Origin of the sequence: Xanthomonas sp. BRIP62409 (genome assembly GCF_003992965.1) — a bacterium.
Classification (GTDB): Bacteria; Pseudomonadota; Gammaproteobacteria; order Xanthomonadales; family Xanthomonadaceae; genus Xanthomonas; species Xanthomonas euroxanthea.
In genome coordinates this window covers 16,071-35,969 of record NZ_QEZJ01000019.1, presented here as the reverse complement: position 1 = coordinate 35,969, position 19,899 = coordinate 16,071, and the positions used below count along the sequence as shown (strand labels likewise).

At 67.6% G+C, this 19,899-nt stretch carries 18 protein-coding genes and 1 other RNA gene; 11 read left to right on the top strand and 8 right to left on the bottom strand.

Annotated elements, in window-relative coordinates:
- Positions 1-9: 9 nt before the first annotated feature.
- Genes EO170_RS08400 through EO170_RS08370 form a run of 7 tightly spaced genes read left to right on the top strand, consistent with a single transcriptional unit; the run spans position 10 to position 6,861 of the window.
- Positions 10-1,008, top strand: coding sequence for a fatty acid desaturase (locus tag EO170_RS08400; RefSeq protein ID WP_115676578.1), 999 nt, complete (start codon positions 10-12; stop codon positions 1,006-1,008).
- Positions 1,005-2,255, top strand: a complete 1,251-nt coding sequence (locus EO170_RS08395) for an FAD-dependent oxidoreductase (protein ID WP_104583424.1) — start codon at positions 1,005-1,007, stop codon at positions 2,253-2,255. Before EO170_RS08400 ends, EO170_RS08395 begins: the two co-directional genes overlap by 4 nt.
- Positions 2,255-3,160: a DUF1365 domain-containing protein gene (locus EO170_RS08390; RefSeq protein WP_126944062.1), complete on the top strand. Its 906-nt coding sequence runs from the start codon at positions 2,255-2,257 to the stop codon at positions 3,158-3,160. Before EO170_RS08395 ends, EO170_RS08390 begins: the two co-directional genes overlap by 1 nt.
- Entirely contained in the window at positions 3,157-4,440 is a 1,284-nt protein-coding gene (locus tag EO170_RS08385) for a cyclopropane-fatty-acyl-phospholipid synthase family protein (RefSeq protein ID WP_126944060.1), read from the top strand. Before EO170_RS08390 ends, EO170_RS08385 begins: the two co-directional genes overlap by 4 nt.
- Before the next feature lie 8 nt (positions 4,441-4,448).
- Entirely contained in the window at positions 4,449-4,994 is a 546-nt protein-coding gene (locus EO170_RS08380; RefSeq protein WP_126944057.1) for a DUF2878 domain-containing protein, read from the top strand.
- The gene (locus tag EO170_RS08375) at positions 4,991-5,773 is read left to right on the top strand and encodes a DUF1295 domain-containing protein (RefSeq protein ID WP_126944054.1); all 783 of its coding nucleotides are present in this window, start codon (positions 4,991-4,993) and stop codon (positions 5,771-5,773) included. The genes EO170_RS08380 and EO170_RS08375 overlap by 4 nt, the downstream gene beginning before the upstream one ends.
- Positions 5,774-5,790: 17 nt before the next feature.
- Positions 5,791-6,861 (top strand): cyclopropane-fatty-acyl-phospholipid synthase family protein, encoded by a 1,071-nt coding sequence (locus EO170_RS08370; protein ID WP_126944051.1) that lies wholly within the window; start codon positions 5,791-5,793, stop codon positions 6,859-6,861.
- Positions 6,862-7,093: 232 nt separating this feature from the next.
- Here the strand turns inward: EO170_RS08370 and EO170_RS08365 are convergent, their stop codons facing one another.
- Complete coding sequence (locus EO170_RS08365) at positions 7,094-7,441, bottom strand: RidA family protein (RefSeq protein ID WP_104583431.1); 348 nt, start codon at positions 7,439-7,441, stop codon at positions 7,094-7,096.
- 10 nt (positions 7,442-7,451) lie between these two features.
- Positions 7,452-8,159, bottom strand: a complete 708-nt coding sequence (locus tag EO170_RS08360) for a DUF998 domain-containing protein (RefSeq protein ID WP_115676573.1) — start codon at positions 8,157-8,159, stop codon at positions 7,452-7,454.
- Positions 8,160-8,420: 261 nt separating this feature from the next.
- Between EO170_RS08360 and mprF the strand changes: the two genes are divergently transcribed.
- Entirely contained in the window at positions 8,421-10,985 is a 2,565-nt protein-coding gene (mprF, locus tag EO170_RS08355; RefSeq protein ID WP_126944048.1) for a bifunctional lysylphosphatidylglycerol flippase/synthetase MprF, read from the top strand.
- Positions 10,986-11,531: 546 nt separating this feature from the next.
- Here the strand turns inward: mprF and EO170_RS08345 are convergent.
- From EO170_RS08345 to EO170_RS08315, 6 genes are all read right to left on the bottom strand, one after another.
- Positions 11,532-12,905, bottom strand: a complete 1,374-nt coding sequence (locus EO170_RS08345) for an AcvB/VirJ family lysyl-phosphatidylglycerol hydrolase (RefSeq protein ID WP_126944042.1) — start codon at positions 12,903-12,905, stop codon at positions 11,532-11,534.
- A gap of 69 nt (positions 12,906-12,974) precedes the next feature.
- A complete protein-coding gene (locus EO170_RS08340; RefSeq protein ID WP_104648309.1) occupies positions 12,975-13,157 on the bottom strand; it encodes an oxidoreductase-like domain-containing protein in 183 nt (60 codons plus the stop codon).
- Between the two features lie 62 nt (positions 13,158-13,219).
- Positions 13,220-13,828 (bottom strand): hypothetical protein, encoded by a 609-nt coding sequence (locus EO170_RS08335; RefSeq protein WP_126944039.1) that lies wholly within the window; start codon positions 13,826-13,828, stop codon positions 13,220-13,222.
- Between the two features lie 35 nt (positions 13,829-13,863).
- The gene (gene thpR / locus EO170_RS08330) at positions 13,864-14,466 is read right to left on the bottom strand and encodes an RNA 2',3'-cyclic phosphodiesterase (RefSeq protein WP_126944036.1); all 603 of its coding nucleotides are present in this window, start codon (positions 14,464-14,466) and stop codon (positions 13,864-13,866) included.
- A gap of 255 nt (positions 14,467-14,721) precedes the next feature.
- Complete coding sequence (locus EO170_RS08325) at positions 14,722-15,177, bottom strand: PA2169 family four-helix-bundle protein (protein WP_016903501.1); 456 nt, start codon at positions 15,175-15,177, stop codon at positions 14,722-14,724.
- A gap of 601 nt (positions 15,178-15,778) precedes the next feature.
- Positions 15,779-16,987, bottom strand: a complete 1,209-nt coding sequence (locus EO170_RS08315) for an MFS transporter (RefSeq protein ID WP_164739067.1) — start codon at positions 16,985-16,987, stop codon at positions 15,779-15,781.
- A gap of 246 nt (positions 16,988-17,233) precedes the next feature.
- Between EO170_RS08315 and EO170_RS08310 the strand changes: the two genes are divergently transcribed.
- The 3 genes from EO170_RS08310 (at position 17,234) to EO170_RS08300 (ending at position 19,869) form a co-directional block, all read left to right on the top strand.
- A complete protein-coding gene (locus tag EO170_RS08310; RefSeq protein WP_126944033.1) occupies positions 17,234-18,328 on the top strand; it encodes an alkene reductase in 1,095 nt (364 codons plus the stop codon).
- 59 nt (positions 18,329-18,387) lie between these two features.
- A non-coding RNA gene (locus EO170_RS08305) (sX9 sRNA) lies at positions 18,388-18,450 on the top strand.
- Positions 18,451-18,813: 363 nt separating this feature from the next.
- The gene (locus tag EO170_RS08300) at positions 18,814-19,869 is read left to right on the top strand and encodes a L,D-transpeptidase (protein WP_126944308.1); all 1,056 of its coding nucleotides are present in this window, start codon (positions 18,814-18,816) and stop codon (positions 19,867-19,869) included.
- The last annotated feature ends 30 nt before the right edge of the window (positions 19,870-19,899 follow it).

Below are 19,899 nucleotides of genomic sequence, written 5' to 3'. Positions count from 1 at the left end.
GAACCACGCGTGCCGAGTACTGGCTTTGACCCACATGCCGCGCCGCCGCAGCCTGCCGATACCCGCCGACGTGGGTGGATCGCAGCGCGTACCGGCAGCCTGCGTCGTTGGGTGGATTCGCAAACCGACGAACCGCTGGACGAAGCACGCGCAGACCGTATCGACTGGCTGCGTGCCCTGCCCTTCATCGCGCTGCACCTGGCCTGCCTGGCGGTCCTGTGGGTCGGTGCGTCCTGGTTCGCGGTCGGCATGGCGGTGGCGTTGTACGCGCTGCGCATGTTTGCGCTGACCGGGTTCTACCACCGCTATTTCTCGCACCGCGCGTTCAAGACCTCACGCGTGCTGCAGTTCGTGTTCGCGGCCATCGGCGCCACCTGCGTGCAGCGCGGGCCGCTGTGGTGGGCCGCGCATCATCGCAATCATCACCGCCACACCGACACCGGCCGCGATCCGCATTCGCCGGCGCAGCACGGCTTCTGGTGGAGCCATACCGGCTGGTTCCTGACCCCGCGCAACTTCCGCACCGACTGGGAGGTCATCCCGGACCTGCGCCGCTTTGCCGAGCTGCGCTTTCTGGACCGCTTCGACATCGTGATGCCGGTGTTGCTGGCAACCGGGCTATACCTGCTCGGCGACTGGCTGGCGGTTGCCGCGCCCGCGTTGCAGACCAACGGCGCGCAACTGCTGGTATGGGGCTTTGTGATCTCCACCGTGGCGTTGTTCCATGCCACCTTCACCATCAATTCGCTGGCACATCGCTTCGGCAGCCGGCGTTTCGACACCCGCGACGACAGCCGCAACAACTGGCTGCTGGCGCTGCTCACCTTCGGCGAAGGCTGGCACAACAATCACCACTTCTTTCCCGGCTCGGCGCGCCAGGGGCTGCGCTGGTGGGAGTACGACCTCACCTGGTACGGGCTCACCGCGATGTCGTGGGTGGGCCTGGTCTGGGACCTCAAGCCGATGCCGACATCGCTCACGCAACGTGCCGAGCGGGTGAGCCGATGAGCGAGGGCAGGATTGCCGTGGTCGGCAGCGGGATCGCCGGCCTGGGCGCGGCGTGGCTGCTGTCGCGCCGCTACGAGGTCACCTTGTTCGAGGCCGCCGATTATCTGGGTGGACATACGCACACCCACGACATCCAGCTGGACGGCCAACGCTATGCGGTGGACAGCGGCTTCATCGTGTTCAACCCGCAGCACTATCCGCTGCTCACGCGCATGTTCGCCGAGCTGGACGTGGCCGCGCAGCCGACCACGATGAGCTTCTCGGTGCACGACGCGCGCAGCGGGCTCGAATACAACGCCGGCAGCCTGGGCGGGCTGTTCTGCCAGCGCAGCAATCTGCTCAGCCCGCGCTTCTGGGGCATGCTGGCCGACCTGCGTCGCTTCTATCGGCAGGCGCCGGCGGTGCTGCACAGCCAGGAGCGCTTCAGCACGCTGGGCGCGTATCTGCAGCGGCATGGGTATTCGGCGGCGTTTCGCGACCAGCATCTGGTGCCGATGGCCTCGGCACTGTGGTCATCGCCCTCGCAGCGCATCCTCGAATTCCCGATGGGCCAGCTGATCGGCTTCATGGCCAACCACCACATGCTGCAGCTCAGCGGGCGTCCGCAGTGGCAGGTGGTGCGTGGTGGATCCAGCAGCTACGTGCGTGCGCTGCGCCGGCGCTGGCAGGTGCTCGAGCGCCTGTCCACGCCAGTGCATGCGATCCGCCGCGCGCCCAACGGCGTGGTGCTCAGTTCCCTGCGTGGCGAAGAGCACTTCGACAACGTGGTGCTCGCCTGCCATGCCGACGACGCGCTGGCCTTGCTCAGCGACGCCACCGCAGCCGAGCGGCAGGTCCTGGGCGGCATCACCTACCAGGACAACGACACCGTCCTGCACACCGACGCCAGCGTGCTGCCGCGCGATCGCCGCGCCTGGGCGGCGTGGAATGCGCATGTGCCGGCCGACCCGCAGGCGCCGTGCACGGTGAGTTACTGGATGAACGCCCTGCAGTCGCTCAACGCGCCGCAGCCGTTCATCGTCAGCCTCAATCGCAACCACGACATCGCCCCGGACAAGGTGCTGCGGCGCATGCGCTACCGCCACCCGGTGCAGAACGCGGCCGCCCTCGCCGCGCAGACGCGCAAGGCCGAGATCCAGGGCGTGCAGCACACCTGGTTTGCCGGCGCGGCCTGGGGCTTCGGCTTCCATGAAGACGGCCTGCGCAGCGGCGTGGATGTGGCCCATGGCCTGGGAGTGGACTGGTGATGCAGCTGCTGCGCGACGCCAGCCCCGATGCGGTACCGCTGCCTCCCGGCGAGGACAGCGGTGCCGTCAGCGGGGTGGGTGCGATGCACAGCGCGATCTACACCGGTTGGGTGCGGCACCGGCGGTTTGCGCCCAGGCCACTGGCGTTTCGCTACCGGCTGTTCCTGATGTACCTGGATCTGTCCGAGCTCGATGTGGTGTTTGCGCGGCGCTGGCTATGGTCGGTGGGGCGCGCCAATCTGGCGCAGTTCCGGCGCAGCGATTATCTCGGTGACCCGGACATTCCGCTGGACCAGGCGGTGCGCGACTGCGTGCAGGCCCAGACCGGCGAGCGCCCCGATGGCGCGATCCGCCTGCTCACGCATCTGCGCTACTTCGGCCATGTGTTCAACCCGGTCAGCTTCTACTACTGCTTCGATCGCCACGGGGGCCTGCGCTGGGTCGTGGCGGAAATCACCAATACGCCGTGGCAGCAGCGCCACACCTACGTGCTGCCGGTCGCGCAGGCGCGCACGCATCGCCAGGTGCATGCCTGGCGCTTCGACAAGCGCTTCCACGTCTCGCCCTTCATGGGCATGCAGCACCAGTACGACTGGCGTTTCAGCGTGCCCGAGGCGCAATTGCGCGTGCATATGGACGTGCTGGATGCGCCTGGCGGCGACGCGCCGGGCGGCAGCCCCGCGGCCGAGGCCGATGGCGCAGGCAGCGGTGCACGCCGCTTCGATGCCACCCTGGTCCTGCAGCGCCAGCCGCTCAACGCGCGCACCCTGGCACGCACGCTGCTGGCCTATCCCTTGATGACCGTGCAGGTGGTGCTGGCCATCCACTGGCAGGCCCTGCGCCTGTGGCTGCGCGGCAACCCGGTCCACGATCACCCTCATCCGCCTGTGCGAGAACCCCGATGAACGCCACGTCCCTGCCCGACACCGCTGCGCCGCGCGCGGCTTCCTGGACGGACCGCCTGTTGCGCAAGCGCCTGCTGGCCACGCTCGGCGAGCTGCGCGATGGACAATTGCAGCTGCACGAAGCCGATGGCGTCACCACCCTCGGCAACGCCAGTGGCGCCGATGCGCTGCAGGTGCAGTTGCGTGTCATCGACCCCGGCTTCTATCGCCAGGCCGCGCTCAACGGCAGCGTCGGTGCCGGCGAGTCGTACATGGATGGGCAGTGGCACTGCGACGACCTGGTCGCGTTGATGCGCCTGCTGCTGCGCAATCGCGACCGCCTGGATGCCATGGAAACCGGCACCGCGCGGCTGGGCGGCTGGGCGATGCGCAGCCTGCATGCGTTCGCACGCAATACCCGCAGCGGCAGCCGGCGCAACATCGCCGCGCACTACGACCTGGGCAACCCGTTGTTCCGCCTGTTTCTCGACGAGAACCTGATGTATTCCTCGGCGATCTTCGTCGACGGCGAAGAGGCCCAGGGCGAGGCGGCCCTGGAGCGCGCAGCCACACGCAAGCTCGAACGCATCTGCCAGAAACTGCAGCTCGGCCCGCAGCACCACGTGGTGGAAATCGGCACCGGCTGGGGCGGCTTCGCGCTGCACGCCGCACGCGCGCACGGCTGCCGCGTCACCACCACCACCATCTCGCGCGAGCAGTTCGAACTGGCCACCCAGCGCATCGCCGCGGCCGGCCTGAGCGACCGGGTCACGGTGTTGTTGCGCGACTATCGCGATCTGGACGGCCGCTATGATCGGGTGGTGTCGATCGAGATGATCGAGGCCATCGGCCATCAGTATCTGGACACCTATTTCGCCAAGGTCGGCAGCCTGCTGGCCGACGACGGCCAGGCGCTGATCCAGGCCATCACCATCGAGGACCATCGCTATGCGCAGGCCTTGCGCTCGGTGGACTTCATCAAGCGGCATATCTTCCCCGGCAGCTTCATTCCCTCGGTGGCGGCGATGACCGGCGCGATCGCACGCGCCAGCGACCTGCGCCTGTTCAACCTGGAAGACATCGGGCCGAGCTACGCGTTGACGCTGCGCGCCTGGCGCCAGCGCTTCATGGCGCAGCTGCCGCAGGTGCGCGCGCTCGGCTATGACGAGCGCTTCATCCGCATGTGGGAGTTTTACCTGGCCTATTGCGAGGCCGGTTTCCTGGAGCGCTCGATCGGCGATGTGCATCTGTGGCTGAGCAAGCCGGGCGCACGTCCGCCGCAGTTCGTGCCTGGCCTTTGAGCGGACGCATGCGGCAGCTCGGCAACTATCTGGGCCTGCAGGTGCTGTGGCTGGTGGCCGTCAGCGCGGCCGCGCAGGCGCGCATCTGGCCCACCCTGCTGGTGCTGGCGTTGTTTGCGCTGTATCAGCTGTGGCCGTCGCGGCGAGCGCCGGGCGATCCGCAGCTGCTGGTCGCCGCGCTGTCGCTGGGCCTGCTGCTGGATACCACGCTGGCGGCGGGCGGCTGGGTGCGCTACGCCGCGCCGTGGCCGGGCACGTTGCTGGCGCCGGCCTGGATCCTGGCGTTGTGGCTGGGCTTTGCGCTCACGCTCAACCATTCGCTGGCATCGGTGATGCAGCGGCCGTGGCTGGCGGTGCTGCTGGGCGCGATTTTCGGTCCGTTTTCGTACTGGCTGGCACACCGCGGCTGGCAGGCGGTGGAATTCCGGCCGCCACAGCTGCAGGCGGTGGCCGCGGTCGGCATCGGCTGGGGCCTGGCCTGCGGGGTGTTGTCGCTGTATGCACGCCGCCTGGCGCGACCATCGCCTGACCATCCGAGGGGAGAACTGCAATGAATGCCTGGCCGCTGCTGCATGTGGGCGTGTTTGCGAGTGTGGTGATGGTGGTCGGCTGGCTGTGGCAACGCCGCAGCGGCAATGCCGGCCCGGTTGATGTGCTGTGGGCCGCGTGCCTGGCCCTGGCTGCGCCATATTGCGCGTGGATGTCGGATGGCGCGCTGCTGCCGCGCGTGCTGGTCGCCGTGCTCGGCGGTGTCTGGGGCGCGCGCCTGGCGCTGCATCTGGGCGTGCGTGTGTTTGGCGACCCGCATGAAGATGGCCGTTATCGTGCCTTGCGCGAGCACTGGAACGGCGACCAACGCAAGTTCCTGGGCTTTTTCCTGGCGCAGGCAGTCGTGGTGGTGCTGTTTTGTGTGCCGTTTCTGGCCGCTGCCAGCAACCCGGAGCCGGCCTGGAGCGTGTGGAGCACGCTGGCGATCGCGGTGTGGTTGATCGCGGTCGGTGGCGAAGCCCTGGCCGACCGGCAACTGTCTGCGCACAAGGCCAACCCGGCCAATCGCGGCGTCACCTGCCGCAGCGGCTTGTGGCGATATTCGCGGCATCCCAATTACTTCTTCGAGTTCGTGCACTGGTTCGCTTACCTGGCGCTGGCCGTCGGTGCCGGGCCATGGCCGCTCGCCCTGGCCGCGCTGGGGCCAGTGGTGATGTTCGTGTTCCTGTATCGCTTCACCGGCATTCCCTACACCGAGCAGCAGGCGCTGCGCTCGCGTGGTGAGGACTATGCGCAGTACCAGCGCAGCACTAGCGCGTTTTTCCCGCTTCCCCCTTCTTCCTGAGTCGCCTGGAGAGTCGTATGTCCACCATCACCGTTCCGCCCTCCTCGCTGCCCGAAGAATCCGTCGCGACCCGGCTGGCCGAATCCGGCGTGCTCCCCGACGCCGCATTGCGTTACGGCATCCGCCGGTTGTGCGCGCAGCGCCTGCGCGATGAGCGCACCGGCGGTGCCGATGCCAGCGGCGAGCGCCAGCGTGCCTTCATCGACAGCCTGCGTGCCAGCGCGATCGCGATCGAAACCGATGCCGCCAATCGCCAGCACTACGAGTTGCCGCCGCAGTTCTTCACCCTGTGCCTGGGCCGCCGGCTCAAGTACAGCAGCTGCTACTGGGACGCCACCACGCCGGATCTGGATGCGGCCGAAGAACGCATGCTGGGGCTGTACGGTGAGCGCGCCGAACTGGCCGACGGCCAACGCATCCTGGAGCTGGGCTGCGGCTGGGGCTCGCTGACCTTGTGGATGGCCGAGCGCTATCCCGGCGCCACCATCACCGCGGTGTCCAACTCGCGTCCGCAGCGCGCGCACATCCTGGAGCAATGCCGGGTGCGCGGATTGAGCAACGTGCAGGTCATCACCGCCGACGTCAACGCGCTGGCGCTGCCGCCGGGCAACTTCGACCGCGTGGTGTCGGTGGAGATGTTCGAGCACATGCGCAATTACCGCGAGCTGCTGGCGCGCGTCGGCAGCTGGCTGGCGCCGGGCGGCAAGCTGTTCGTGCATATCTTCTGCCATCGCGACCTGGCCTACCCGTTCGAGGTGGCCGGCGAAGACAACTGGATGGGGCGGCATTTCTTCACCGGCGGGCTGATGCCGGCGGCCGATACCCTGCTGCATTTCCAGCAGGACGTGGTGATCGAACAGCGCTGGGTGCTGTCGGGCGAGCATTACGAAAAAACCGCCAACGCCTGGCTGGAGAACCAGGACCGCCACCGCGCGCAGATCATGCCGCTGCTGAAGCAGACCTACGGCGAGGATGCGCAGCGCTGGTGGCAGCGCTGGCGGATGTTCTGGCTGGCCTGCGCCGAATTGTTCGGTTACGACCAGGGTCGCGAGTGGGGCGTGGCGCACTATCGCTTCGTCAAACGCTGATCACCGCGCGCGGCCCGAGACGCCATCGCGGCCCGCATGGGTGAACGCGAATATTCCGGCTTTCCGGTCGTGCCGGCGCACCGGCAGGCGGGTTGGCGCCATGGCCATGCCAGCGCGCCATCCGGGGGTTTGCACTGTCTGCTGGCAACGCTGCGATGCGATGCGCAACGCATGCACGAAGACGATGCCATCGGCGCGCGCGATCGCCCCGCGACCGCGCGCCGCCCTGCGGTCAGCTCGCCGCAGCGGTGATCACGATTTCCACCTTCCATTCCGGCCGCGCCAACTTGGCTTCGACCGTGGCGCGCGCGGGGGTGAAGCCGTGCGGCACCCATTCGTCCCAGGCCGCGTTCATGCCGTCGAAATCGGCGATGTCGGCCAGGAAGATTTCCGCACGCAGGATCTTGGTCTTGTCGCTGGCCGCCTGCGCGAGCAGCTTGTCGATTTCGCCCAGCACCTGGCGGGTCTGCCCGGTGATGTCTTCGCTGGTGTCTTCGGCAACCTGGCCGGCCAGATAGCACACGCCGCCATGGACGGTCATTTCCGACATCCGCGGACCCGTTTCGAATCGCTGCAACATTTCAGACTTCCTACGGTTGATTGACCCGGGCATTGTCCCGCGAATGCGGCAAACGTGCAGCCCCGGCGCGCGGGTGCTGCGCCAACCACGCCCCCACCCGCACCATCCAGGCCACGATCAGCACGATGGCGCTCTTCTGGCTGATGCCCAGCGGCACACTGCTGACCGTGACGTGGACCAGCAACACCGCAAATGCGCTCAGCCCCAGGCCGAACGCAGTGGTGAAGCGGCCTCGCCACACCCGGTCGCGGCGGAAATACCACGATTGCAGCAACACCGCCGCGATCACGCACAGAAACGTCATGTCGGCCGAGAGCAGATGCACCAGCATGGCCGCGTCGGGCGCCAGCTCCGGCATCCAGCTATCGCCGATCGACACCATGCTCAGCCCCAGCGCCGCGCTCCAGAACAGCGCCACCACCGTGCGGCTGCGCGCGGGCGGCGCAAGTGCCGCCTGCAGGCCCGGCGCCATCCACGCCATCGTGGCAGCCAGCACGCAATAGGCCGTGCGTAACAGCAGGCCGTGGTCGCCGTGCAGATAGGCGCTGAGCTGTGCGTCGATCCAGTCCAGATCCCCACGCAGCCATTGCAACAGCAGAATCAATCCAATGAAGGCCATGCCCGTGCAGGCGGCGACTGCGCCGGCCTGCCCGGCCCAGCGTGGCGGGCACGACGGCCCGGGCGGCATCGCGGTGCCGGTGTGGTGTCGATCGTCCATCAATTGCCTGTCTGTGGTGCAACGGTCATCGTGTCCAGGTGGGTCGCCTGCGGCACGTGGTCGCGGCGATGCCCTATGATGCGCGCGGCCGTCCTGAGCCGACACCTGTCGGCGCGACCGAAGCCTGCGTTCACCTCATTGGGCATCCACGCGATCACCCTGCATGTACCTTGACACCGACCGGCCCATGCAGACCAATCGCCCGCGCGGCACGCACCATGCATGTGCCCTTCTTCCCCTCCAGCAGATCCCGTTTCCCTCATGACGGATACCTCCGTGTCTTCCCAAGCGCCGGCCAGCGGCTGGCGCCGCGCCTTGCCGGTGATCATCAGCCTGGCGATCCTGGCGATGGCGCTGCATGCGCTGTCGGGACAATTCACCGACCACGGCTATCGGCAGATCCGCCAGGCGTTCCGTGCCTTGGGTGCCGGCCAGATCGCGCTCACCTTGCTGCTGGGCTTGAGCAGCTACGCCTGTCTGGTGGGCTTTGACTGGGTCGGGCTCAAGCGCACCGGCAAGCGGCTGCACCCGGCGCGCGTGGGCATCACCGCCTTCATGGCGCACGCGGTGGGGCAGACGCTGGGCTTTGCCGCACTCACCGGCGGCGCAGTTCGCCTGCGCGGCTATGGCAGCGTCGGGCTGACCCTGGCCGAGATCGGCCAGGTGGTGCTGATGAGCACACTGGGCTTCGTCTTCGGCGCCTGGGTGTTGCTTGGCCTGGCGCTGATGCTGGAACCGGAAGCGGCCGCGCGCGCACTGCCGATCACCGCAGAAGGCATCCGCATCGCCGGTATCGCCTTGCTGGTCGGCTACGTTGCGATGCTGGGACTGGTTGGCAGGCAGGGCCGCGAATTCGGGATTGGCAGTCATCGCTTCTGGTTGCCCGACCGCACCACGGTGCTCGGCGTCACCGCGCTGAGCGTGGTCGAGCTGGGCCTGGCGGCTGCCGCGTTCTACGTGCTGCTGCCGCCGGACCCGGGTACCGGCTACTTCGGTTTCATCGGGATCTGGCTGGTGGCGGTGGTCGCCGGGCTGATCTCCACGGTGCCGGCCGGGTTGGGCGTGTTCGAGTGGAGCCTGCTCAAGCTGTTGCCGCATGTCACCCCGGCTGCGGTGCTGGCCGCCGCGCTGGCCTACCGGGTCACCTACTACATCGTGCCGCTGCTGATCTCGGTGGCGATGGCGGCAGCCTCCGGCCTGGGCGCACCGGTGCGCGCCAGCGCCAGCACCGCACGCACCGTGTGGAAGGCCCTGCGCCCCTGGTTGCCGCAGATCCTGGCGTTGGCAGTGTTTGCGGTGGGCGCGGCGCTGGTCATCGACGGCACCTTGCCGACCCCGCGCGCGCGCCAGGAAGTGGCGCCGCTGCCGCTGATCGAGACCTCGCATCTGCTGGTCAGCCTGGGCGGCATGGTGCTGCTGCTGATCGGCCAGGGCCTGCAACGCCGCAGCCATGCGGCCTGGGTGCTGGCACTGGGCGTGTGCATCCTGCTGCCGCCGCTGTCGCTGTTGCGCGGCAGCCATATCTCGGTATCGCTGTCGGCGGCGCTGGCCGCGGTCGCGCTGTGGGCGGCACGGCGCGAGTTCTACCGCCAGGGCGCGCTGCTGGACGAAGCCTGGTCGTGGCGCTGGCTGAGCAACCTCGGCCTGGTGCTGGTGGCCACGTTCTGGCTGTTGTTCTTCGTCTACAGCCATGTCGAATACAGCAACGACCTGTGGTGGGAATTCGCCACCTCGGCCAACGCGCCACGTGCGCTGCGCGCGGCGTTGATCCTGTGCGTGGGCGTGATCGTGTTCGGCATGGCGCGCCTGCTGCGTGGCGGCCGCCGCCCGATGCCGGCCGCCGATGCGCAGACCCTGCAGACGCTGGCGCCGGTCCTGGCCAGCAGTACCGACACCCAGGCCTGCCTGGCGCTGACCGGCGACAAGGCGTTCCTGCTCGACGAGCAGGGACGTGGGTTTGTGATGATGCAGCGTTACGGCGGCTCGCTGATCTCGATGGGCGACCCGGTCGGCACGCCCGAGGTCGCACGCGCACTGATCTGGCGCTTCCGCGAAGAGGCCGACCATATGGGCCTGCGCCCGGTGTTCTACCAGGTCGGCGAAAAATACTGGCAGACCTATCTGGACATGGGCCTGACCCTGGTCAAACTGGGCGAAGAGGCGATCGTGCCGCTGGAAGGCTTCACCCTGGAAGGCCGCGACCGCGCCGACCTGCGCCAGGCCTGGAACCGCGGCAAGCGCGGCGGCCTGACCTTCCGCATGCTGCAGCCCGAGCAGGTGGATGCGGTACTGCCGCGCCTGACCGAAGTGTCCGAGCAATGGCTGGAAGAAAAATCCGGCGAAGAGAAGGGCTTCTCGCTGGGCAGCTTCGATGCGGACTATCTGCGCCGCTTTCCGGTGGCGGTGGCCGAGGCGGAAGGCCAGATCGTGGCCTTCGCCAACGTGTGGCAAGCGCCGGCCGGCGGCGAGCTGTCGGTGGACCTGATGCGGCACAGCGCGCAGGCGCCCAAGGGCACGATGGATTTCCTGTTCATCGAGCTGTTCCTGTGGGGGCAAGCCAACGGCTATACGCGCTTCTCGTTGGGCATGGCGCCGCTGTCGGGCCTGGCCGAGCATCGCCTGGCCGGCCGCTGGAATCGCTTCGCCAGCCTGGTCGCGCGTCACGGCGAGCGCTTCTATGGCTTCAGCGGCTTGCGTCGCTTCAAATCGAAGTTCGCCCCGACCTGGCGCCCGCGCTACCTGGTCGCGCCGGGCGGCATGCATCTGCCGGCCGCATTGCTGGATGTCACCCGATTGATCTCGGTGGATCCCGGCCGCCAGGAGTAACACCACACAGGGCCTGCGGTTTTCATGCGAATGCGTCGGTCTGCGGTGGGCGCCTGCACGTGTGCCTGCGCCTGTGCCTGAAGGCATTGCTTGGTGGTGAGCGGTAGCGAAATTGGGAGCGTGGTGCCGCGTCCGGGGGCGGGACCGTGTGGCGGCATGGATGCCGCCACCGAGCCTACATGGACGTACTTGCGGCGTGTCCCGACACCGGATGCGGCGCCGCGCCACCGGCCGACTCCGTACACCGATCAATTGCGCACTAAATCCGTCCGCTTCATGCGAATGCTTCGGTCTGCTGCGGGCGCTTGCACGCGTACCGGCGTGGGACACGCCGCAAGTACGTCCCTGTAGGCTCTGGCGCGGCATCCATGCCGCTCAAGGTCCCACGCCGACACGCGCGCAAGCACCGCCGGTTGCTGTCGGTCGCGGAGAAAAATGCCAAGCGCCCGCCAGGCTGCTGGCGGCCGAACCGAACGGCGACGACCAGGTTGTCGACATGCGTCAGCCGGAAGTCGGCTGACGCATGGGCAAAAATGCACTGCTTGCTTATGGCTTCGACAGAGCGTGCAACTGCTCCATGATCACCTTGGCCAGGGTCGCGTAATCGCCCTTGAAGTGATGATCGCCCGGCAGCGCGACCCGCCTGGCGGCCTGTGTCGGCAGGCTCGGGCAGAGCGCATCCTGGTCGTCCTGGCCGTAGATGCAGACGGTGGTGCCGGCGGGCAGTCGCTGCACTTCCGGCGCAATCGGCAGGCCATCGTCGTCCGAACCCAGCCAGTTGCTGACGTGGAATTCGTAATCGGCCAGCTTGCCTACCGACAACAGCGCGGTCATGCGCAGGTTCTGCTTGGTCTGCGCCGGCAGCGTGTTGATCGCGGCCGGCAATACGTCCGCGCCCTGCGAGAAGCCGATCAGCACCACCCGCTGGCGTTGCCAGCGCTGCGCATAGAAACGCGCGATGCGATCCAGGTCGGTCGCAAAGCCCTGCGGTGTACGCTCGGTCCAGAAGTAACGCAACGAATCCAGGCCGACCACCGGGATGCCTTGCGCGGCCAGTGCATCGGCCACCTCTTCGTCCAGGCCTGCCCAGCCGCCATCGCCGGAGACGAAGATCACGAAGGTGTCGTCGTCGCTGTCGCCGTCCGGCTTGGCCGGCACTTCCACCACCGGCAGATCTTCCAGCCCGCCCGGCGGTGGCGGCAAGGCCACGCCCTTCTGCTCGCCCAGCGAGCGTGCCGCAGCGCGCAGGCCCGGCAGGATGTCGCCCCGCGCCGAACGCGTAAAAGTGCGTGCCTGCGGCACCTGCTTGAGGAAGCTGTCTTCGGCGGCGGCCGGGCAACGCTTGTCCTGGCTCCCGGCAAGCACCCAGGGAATCTGCAACGGCACCGGCAGCAGCGTGTTGCTGCCCGGGCGCACGCCCGGCTGGCAGATCGCCTGATCGGATACCGTGGCAGGGCACAGCCCATCGGTCAGCACGCCGGCCAGCACATGCGGCTTGGCTTGCGCCCCGATCGCATAGGCCAGCGCGGCCCCCTCGCCGTCGCCGACCAGCAGCGGCAGGCGGTAGGTGGGCACGTGGTAGAAGGCCTGCACGTAGCGCGAGAAATTCTCCACATCGCCGACCGAGAACGCGCAGGTGCCGCCGGCCTTGCGCAGCACCGCATACAGATGCGCGGTATCCACCATCGCCACCATCGCGCCATCGGCACGCAGGCTTTCCGCCTGCGTCTGCCGCTTGACGTTGTTGCCGGTGCCGGTCAGCCAGATCACCACGCGCTGCGGCTCGCCCTTGGGCATCAGCACCGGCACCTGCTCGAAGCGGCCGTGGCTCACTGGCTGCGTCGTCTGCGCAGCCGCCATGCCCGATAGCGTCAACATCGCCGCGCCGCAGAGCGCGCTCCACATCTCAAGTCGTCGCATGTCGCACCATCGGAAAGAGTGGTTCAAAGATAATCGCTCCGGGCGGCCACGCGAAGCGCGGCGCTTCGCTTATCGCGCATGTGCCTGCTGCCGCGCTTCCCAGGCGGCCAACGCCTGCCGGTAGCGCGCCAGTTCCTCCGCGTACAGATCGTGCACGCACAACGGGCAACCGCTCTCGCAGCACTCGTTGGGTGCAGGCGGCTCGGGCGGCTGCGGGCGTGGATCATGATCGGGAGCGACGCGGTCGTGCATGTGCGCATTGTAGCGTGCGCCACCAGCGCGCCCGGATGAACCGCCTGGCCCCGTGTGCCGGGTCAGCGCCCCAGCCGCCGCCGTAGATTGGCCCGTGCCGCAGCGTCGTAGCGCGCATGGAAATCGTCGCTCAGAAAGATGCGCGGACGCTCCAGCAGGCCGGCCAGGAACCGCCTGCGGTTGAGCCGGAACAACAGGCCGGGCACATGCCCGCGGTATTCGACGGCAATGGCCTGGTCGTAGGCATCGAACACCGCCGCCGGTGCGGCCAGGATCGCCATGTCGCAATCCAGGAACAACGCCGCTTCGGCATCGACATCCGCCGGCTGCAGTTGTCCGTGGCGTGCGGTCAGCAGGATCAGGTGCTGCACGCGCTGCAGATCCACCGACACCTGCGGCCACCAGCGCGGGATGCAGTCCGCCGCCCACCTGGCCGATTCCGCCTCGTTGTCGCTGCGCCCGGGTTGATACACCGCATCGTGGAACAGCACCGCCAACCAGACTTCGACCGGCTGCTGCCAGCCCGGCCCGGCGGCGACCTCGGCGTAATGCTGCAGCAGCGCGCGCACATGACCGAAGTGGTGATAGGCGCGCGGCGGCGTGGCATAGGCCTGTTCGAGCGCAGCCAGGTGCTGCGGCTGCAATGGCAGTGGTGTGGTGGTGGCGTCCATGCACGCAGGCTACCGTGGACGCACCTGCCCGCGCATCAGCGCAGCGACCACCGCCCTTCGAGCTGGTAACGCGACTGGCCAAGAAAGCTGCGCACCAGCGCGAACTCCCGCACCGTCCACGCCAGCGCCTCGCAGCGCCGTTGCGGCAACAACTGGTTGCAATACAGCAGCGTCATATGCGGCGTGTACTGCGCATCGCCGGCAATGCCCGCATGCGCCAGTTGCCGGCCCAACGCGCCTTGCAGTTCGTACAGCCCGCGCACCTTGTCTTCGCCACGCAGCACGCACGGCAGCTGCGAACGTCGTCCCCCGAAGGTGCCCACCCGATCGAACTCCACCGCGAACGCGTCCATTGCCACGCGCTCGGCCGCCTGACTGGCGCGGCTCACCAACGACGGCGGCAAGCCGCCCGCGTAATCACCCAGATGATGCAGGGTCACATGCAAGCGTTCGCGCGCCAGCGGCCTGCCATCGACCTGGCCACCATGCAGCAGCCCATCGGCAATCGCCGCGGCGCGCTGGGCAGTCGATGCATCGGCCATCACCGCGAAGAACAGGCGCTCGGTGGTCTTCTCCTCGCCAAGGCCAAGCGACAGCTGCGCCTCGGCCGAGGACAGGTACAGGAACTGCTGTTTCATGGGCTGATTCCACGACCGCGTACGCGGACCTGCCGGAAGAAGGGCGGCGGATACTAGCAGACCAACTGCGTGCGTGACACGCCTCCAACATCCACGCCACGACGTGGAACGCGCGCAATGCGTGGAACAAGAACTGCGTGTCACTGGCTGCGCGTGGCACAAAAAGAAACGGGCAGCTCGCGCTGCCCGTTTCCGCCTTTATCGGTTCACTCCACAAGCTGCATCACGGGGATGCGCCTGGGTCACGCACGCAGGTTATGCGGCGCTCTTCATCGCATGCTTGCGGTTACGCATCACGTCATGACAGGCGCGCACTTCCGGGAGCAGACGCAGTGCGGCGTCGCGTGCGGCGGCCGGGGTGTCCTGATCGGCGATGGTTTCATCGAATGCCTTCAGCAGACGATCTTCGGACTCTTCCAGTTCGGCCACATAGCCATACTTGGTGTCGCCCAGGGTTGCGCGCACCTTGCCGTAGAACTGCTGCATGCTGCCGACCATGGTGCCGCTGGTTTCCGGCTTGCCACCGACCGAGGCGACGACGCTGCTCAGGTTGCTGACGATGTCGGACTTCACGCCGGCGATGCGGCGGAACAGCGTTGCAAGTTCTGCATCGCCCACCTTGGCAGCAGCTTCTTCGTAGAAGTCCTTGCCGTCGCGGGAAATGGCGATGAGGTCGTTGAGGCTGTGCTCGGTCTTGCTCTGAATGCTCATGTGTCGCTCCTGGTTACGATGGGCCAGCGCTGCGCGCGTTGAAAAGGCGCTTGCGCTGGCTTTCGGGGGATGAGGCAATCAATGGATTGATTGCATGCATTGCGTTGTGTACGGCCTTAGCTTGGCGGGCCGCCCATAATCGAGATGTGAGTGCGGTGGCGATTGTCCTCACGCGATCATGCAGGCAATGAATGGCGATTCATCGATGCCAAGAATGAGTCAAGCTATTTCGGCTGCCGGCTCGCCCACATGTTGTCGACCAGATTGGGATACGGCCGGCCAGCCTCCTCCGCACGCTGTCTGGCAGCGGTTTTCTGGGCAGCGGTCAGCGGCGTGGACGCGGACCTCCCCTTGGGCTTCGGGCGCTTCCATGGAGGTGGGGTGAAGTCGGTCATGGCGCTGTACGGTCCGCTCGCGATGAAGCATGCAGTCTCGATGTCGGGCCGTGAGTCGGCCGTGGATGGAGCCCTGCATCCTGGATGTGCAACTGCATCGCGACGGGTACGACCGCTATCCATGCTGCCACTCATCACGGCAACGGCCGCATGCGGCAGAGCCGGCCGGATAACCGCCTGTGCCACCGCGCCCAAGCCGCTGCGCTTCAGCAGCTCGCTAGCGCCGTCCGCTGCCGGCGTTCCTGCCAGACCGCCAGGGCATATACCAGCAAGCCGCCCAGCGCAGTGGCCGCGCCCACGTAGCCGGTCGAGGTCCAGCCCCACCCGGCCGTGATCGCCATGCCACCCAACCATGGGCCCAGCGCATTGGCGGTATTGAACGCGGCATGGTTGGACGCCGCCGCCAGGGTCTGCGCCTCTGCGGCCACATCCATCAGCCGCGTCTGCAGTGCAGGTGCCAGCGCCCCCATGGTGCCGACCGCCACGATCGACACGAATACCCACAGGCCCGACTGCGCGGCCAACGGGAAGGTCAACATCACCACCACCGACCACACCAGCAACACCGGTACCGCACGGAACTGCATGCGATCGAACAGCCAGCCGCCCAGGATGCTGCCGAGCACGCCGCCGACACCGAACGCCACCATTGCCAGCGGAATCCGCGCCGGCGCCACGCCGGTCACTGCGGTCAGGGTGGGCGCCAGATAACTGAAGACGCAGAACATGCCGGAAAAACCCACCGCGCCGATCGCCAGGGCCAGCCACACCTGCGGCTGGTTGAAGGCCCGCAGCTCGCGCAGCGGCTGTTGGCGCGGCTCGTCCGGCGCGGGCGGCAAGCGTGATGCCACTGCGGCGACCGTGCACAACGCAAGCACCGATACCGCCGCGTAGGCCCAACGCCAGCTCACGATCTGGCCCAGCCAGGTCGCCAACGGATTGCCCACCAGCAAGGCGATGCTCAGGCCCAGCAACACCCGGCCCACCGCAGTGGCGCGCTGATTGGGCGGGCTGATCGACGCGGCGACCAATGAAGCAACGCCGAAGTAGGCGCCATGCGGCAAGCCGGCGATAAACCGGCACAGCAACATCGTGTGGTAGCTCGGCGCCAGCGCACTGGCGAGATTGCCCAGCGCGTAGAACACCATCAACAGCAGCAACAAGGTGCGCCGCGGCCAGCGGGCGCCGACAATCGCCAGCAACGGCGCACCGACCACCACACCCAGCGCATAGGCGCTGATCACATGGCCGACCTGCGGCTCGCTGATCTGCAGGCCCTGCGCGATCTGGGTCATCAGCCCCATGGTGGAAAATTCGCTGATGCCGATCGCAAAGCCACCCATCGCCAACGCAAACAGGATCAGCACGTAATCGCGCCGGGACACACGCGGCGTTGAAAGATCGGTATCGGACATGCCCGACTCCAGGATGACGGGGCGGCTTATTATTGTGCAACGCAGCAATCGACGAAAGCGCGGCGCCTGCTGCGATTCAGCGCCAGGCCCCAGCACAGCACAGTTTGGCCGATCCCGTCGCGACAGAAGACGCTGTGTCCTATCGCTATCGCTCGAATCCGCTTTGGTCCGCCACCATCGCTAGGGGGCACTCGCGATCGGCGCGGTGTCGCGCACGGCGCGTGATCCACACCCAATTGGTTGCTGATGTCCACATTCACTGAATCCCCATTGTTCTCACCGGTGCGCCTGGGCGCGCTGGATCTCGCCAACCGCGTGATCATGGCGCCACTGACGCGCAATCGCGCCGTCGCCGGGCAGGTGCCCTCGCCGCTCGCCGCCGAGTACTACGGCCAACGCGCCAGTGCCGGATTGATCGTGGCCGAAGGCACGCAGATCAGCCCGCTGGGCCAGGGCTATCTGGATACGCCCGGCATCCACACCGCCGCGCAGGTCCAGGGCTGGCGTGCGGTCACCAACGAAGTGCATCGTCGTGGCGGCAAGATCGTGTTGCAGCTGTGGCATGTGGGCCGCGTCTCGCATACCAGCGTGCTGCCGCCAGGCGAATCGCCGGTGGCGCCCAGCGCCATCCGCGCCGAGGGCAAGACCTACACCAAGGATGGCTTCCAGGATGTCTCCGAGCCGCGCGCGCTGGCGCTGGACGAAATCCCCGCCTTGATCGAGGACTACCGCATCGCCGCGCGCAATGCCATCGACGCCGGCTTCGACGGCGTGGAAGTCCATGCGGCCAACGGCTACCTGCTCGACCAGTTCCTGCGTGACGGCTCCAACCAGCGCACCGACGCGTACGGCGGCGACATCGAAAACCGGACCCGCCTGCTGACCGAAGTGATGCAGGCCATTGCCGACGAGATCGGTGCCGAGCGCACCGGCGTGCGGCTGTCGCCGGTCACGCCGGTATACGGCATGCACGACTCCGATCCGCAGCCCTTGTTCGAACGTGCGGTGGAGCGTCTCAACCTGATCGGCGGGCTGGCCTTCGTGCACGTGATTGAAGGCGCAACCGGCGGTGCGCGCGACAACGTCGCCTTCGACTACGCCGCGCTGCGCGCCAGGTTCGACGGCGCCTGGATCGCCAACAACAGCTACGACAAGGCACTGTCCGAGAAAGCCCTCGACAGCGGCTACGCCGATGCGATCGCCTTCGGCCGGCCCTTCATCGCCAACCCGGACCTGGTGCGTCGCCTGCGCGAGAACGCCCCGCTGGCCGATGTCGACCAGGCCACGCTGTACGGCGGCGGTGCCAAGGGCTATATCGACTACCTCGCCCTGCCGGACTAAGAGCGCTGCAGCACTACCGCGCCGCCGTCAGGCGGGCGCGGCCGGTGCGCGGAACCGGCATCACGTCGGTTCCTCCGCGCCATCCGCACCCATCTGACAACGGCTCGCTATGTTCATCAGCCGCTGTAAGGCGCACCGGTTGCGCTCGGCATCAAGCGAGCGCAGCCGCTGCCACAGGTCGGTCGGTCCGTCCATGCACGCTGCGCGGCTCCGGGCCTCGGGCAGCCCCGTGCGTCTTGCATGCGCCAAGCGCCCTGCTGCCGGATCGCGATGCGGCGGCCATCGGGCACCTGCCCACTCAATCATTGAACCAGCGCGCAACACCACGCGCTTGTGCGTGTTACGCAACAGGCTGGCGACGACGCATACGTATCCATGGCACCGCGCTTGCAACGCCGATGCCTTCGCACCGTCGCACTATCGGCAGCAACCACATGACGCGCGCACCCGGCCCCGCTAGGATCATGCCGACACTGTTTTCTGGACTGCCGATGCGGCCCCTGTTCACTGCTGTTCTCTTCTGCACGCTGCTGATCTGCGGGCAAGCGTCTGCCGTGCCGTTCTGGGGCGCGCGCCAGTCCAGCCCTGCGGAAACGGCGCCGGCCGACCTCAAGCCGGGCGAATGGATCTGGGGCGGCGTCAGCAAGGGCTGGGGGCCGATGGCGGTGATCGTCAGCCTCACCGAGCAACGCGCCTATGCGTATCGCAACGGCATCCTGATCGGCATTTCCACCATCAGCTCCGGCAAGCCCGGGCACGAGACACCGACCGGTGTGTTCACCATCCTGCAGAAGGACAAGGACCACCGCTCCAATCTCTACAACGCCGCGCCGATGCCGTATCAGCAACGCCTGACCTGGGACGGCGTGGCCCTGCACGCAGGCGGCCTGCCCGGGTATCCGGAATCGCATGGCTGCGTGCATCTGCCGTCGGAATTCGCGCGGCTGCTGTTCGACAACTCCAACATGGGCATGGTGGTGGTGGTTGCGCAGGCCGGCGTGGATGCCGACGCGGTGGTGCATCCACGCGCGCTCAGCCCGATCGACCCCACCACCGGCGCGCAGCGTGCGTTGCTGCCGCTGCCCAACGGCCAGACCTTTGCGTGGCAACCGGAACTGGCGCCCACCGGCCCGATCTCGATGCTGGTCAGCAGCAGCGATCAGCAGCTGGTGGTGTATCGCAACGGCGTGGAAATCGGACGCGCGCAGGTGGCATTGCGCGCACAGACCGGTGCCGCGCCGCTGGGCACGCAGGCGTTCATCGTCGGCCAGGGCTTCCTGCCTGGCGAGGTGCCTGGCCTGCCCGGTCAACGCATGCCCAACTGGATGCGCATCGGCATCCCCGGCAGCAATGCCGCGGCAGGACAGCCGCTGGATGCCGACACCATCGCCCGGCTGCAGGTGCCGCCGGCATTCCTGGCCGGCCTGCTGCCGCTGCTGACGCCGGGTGTGGTGTTGGTCGCCACCGATCAACGCATCCTTCCCGAAACCACCGGCGGCAAGCTGCAGGTGCTGGATTCGGACCCGCCCGAGGCGCCCTGAGCGCAGGCTCCGCCGCGTTATCGCGCCGGC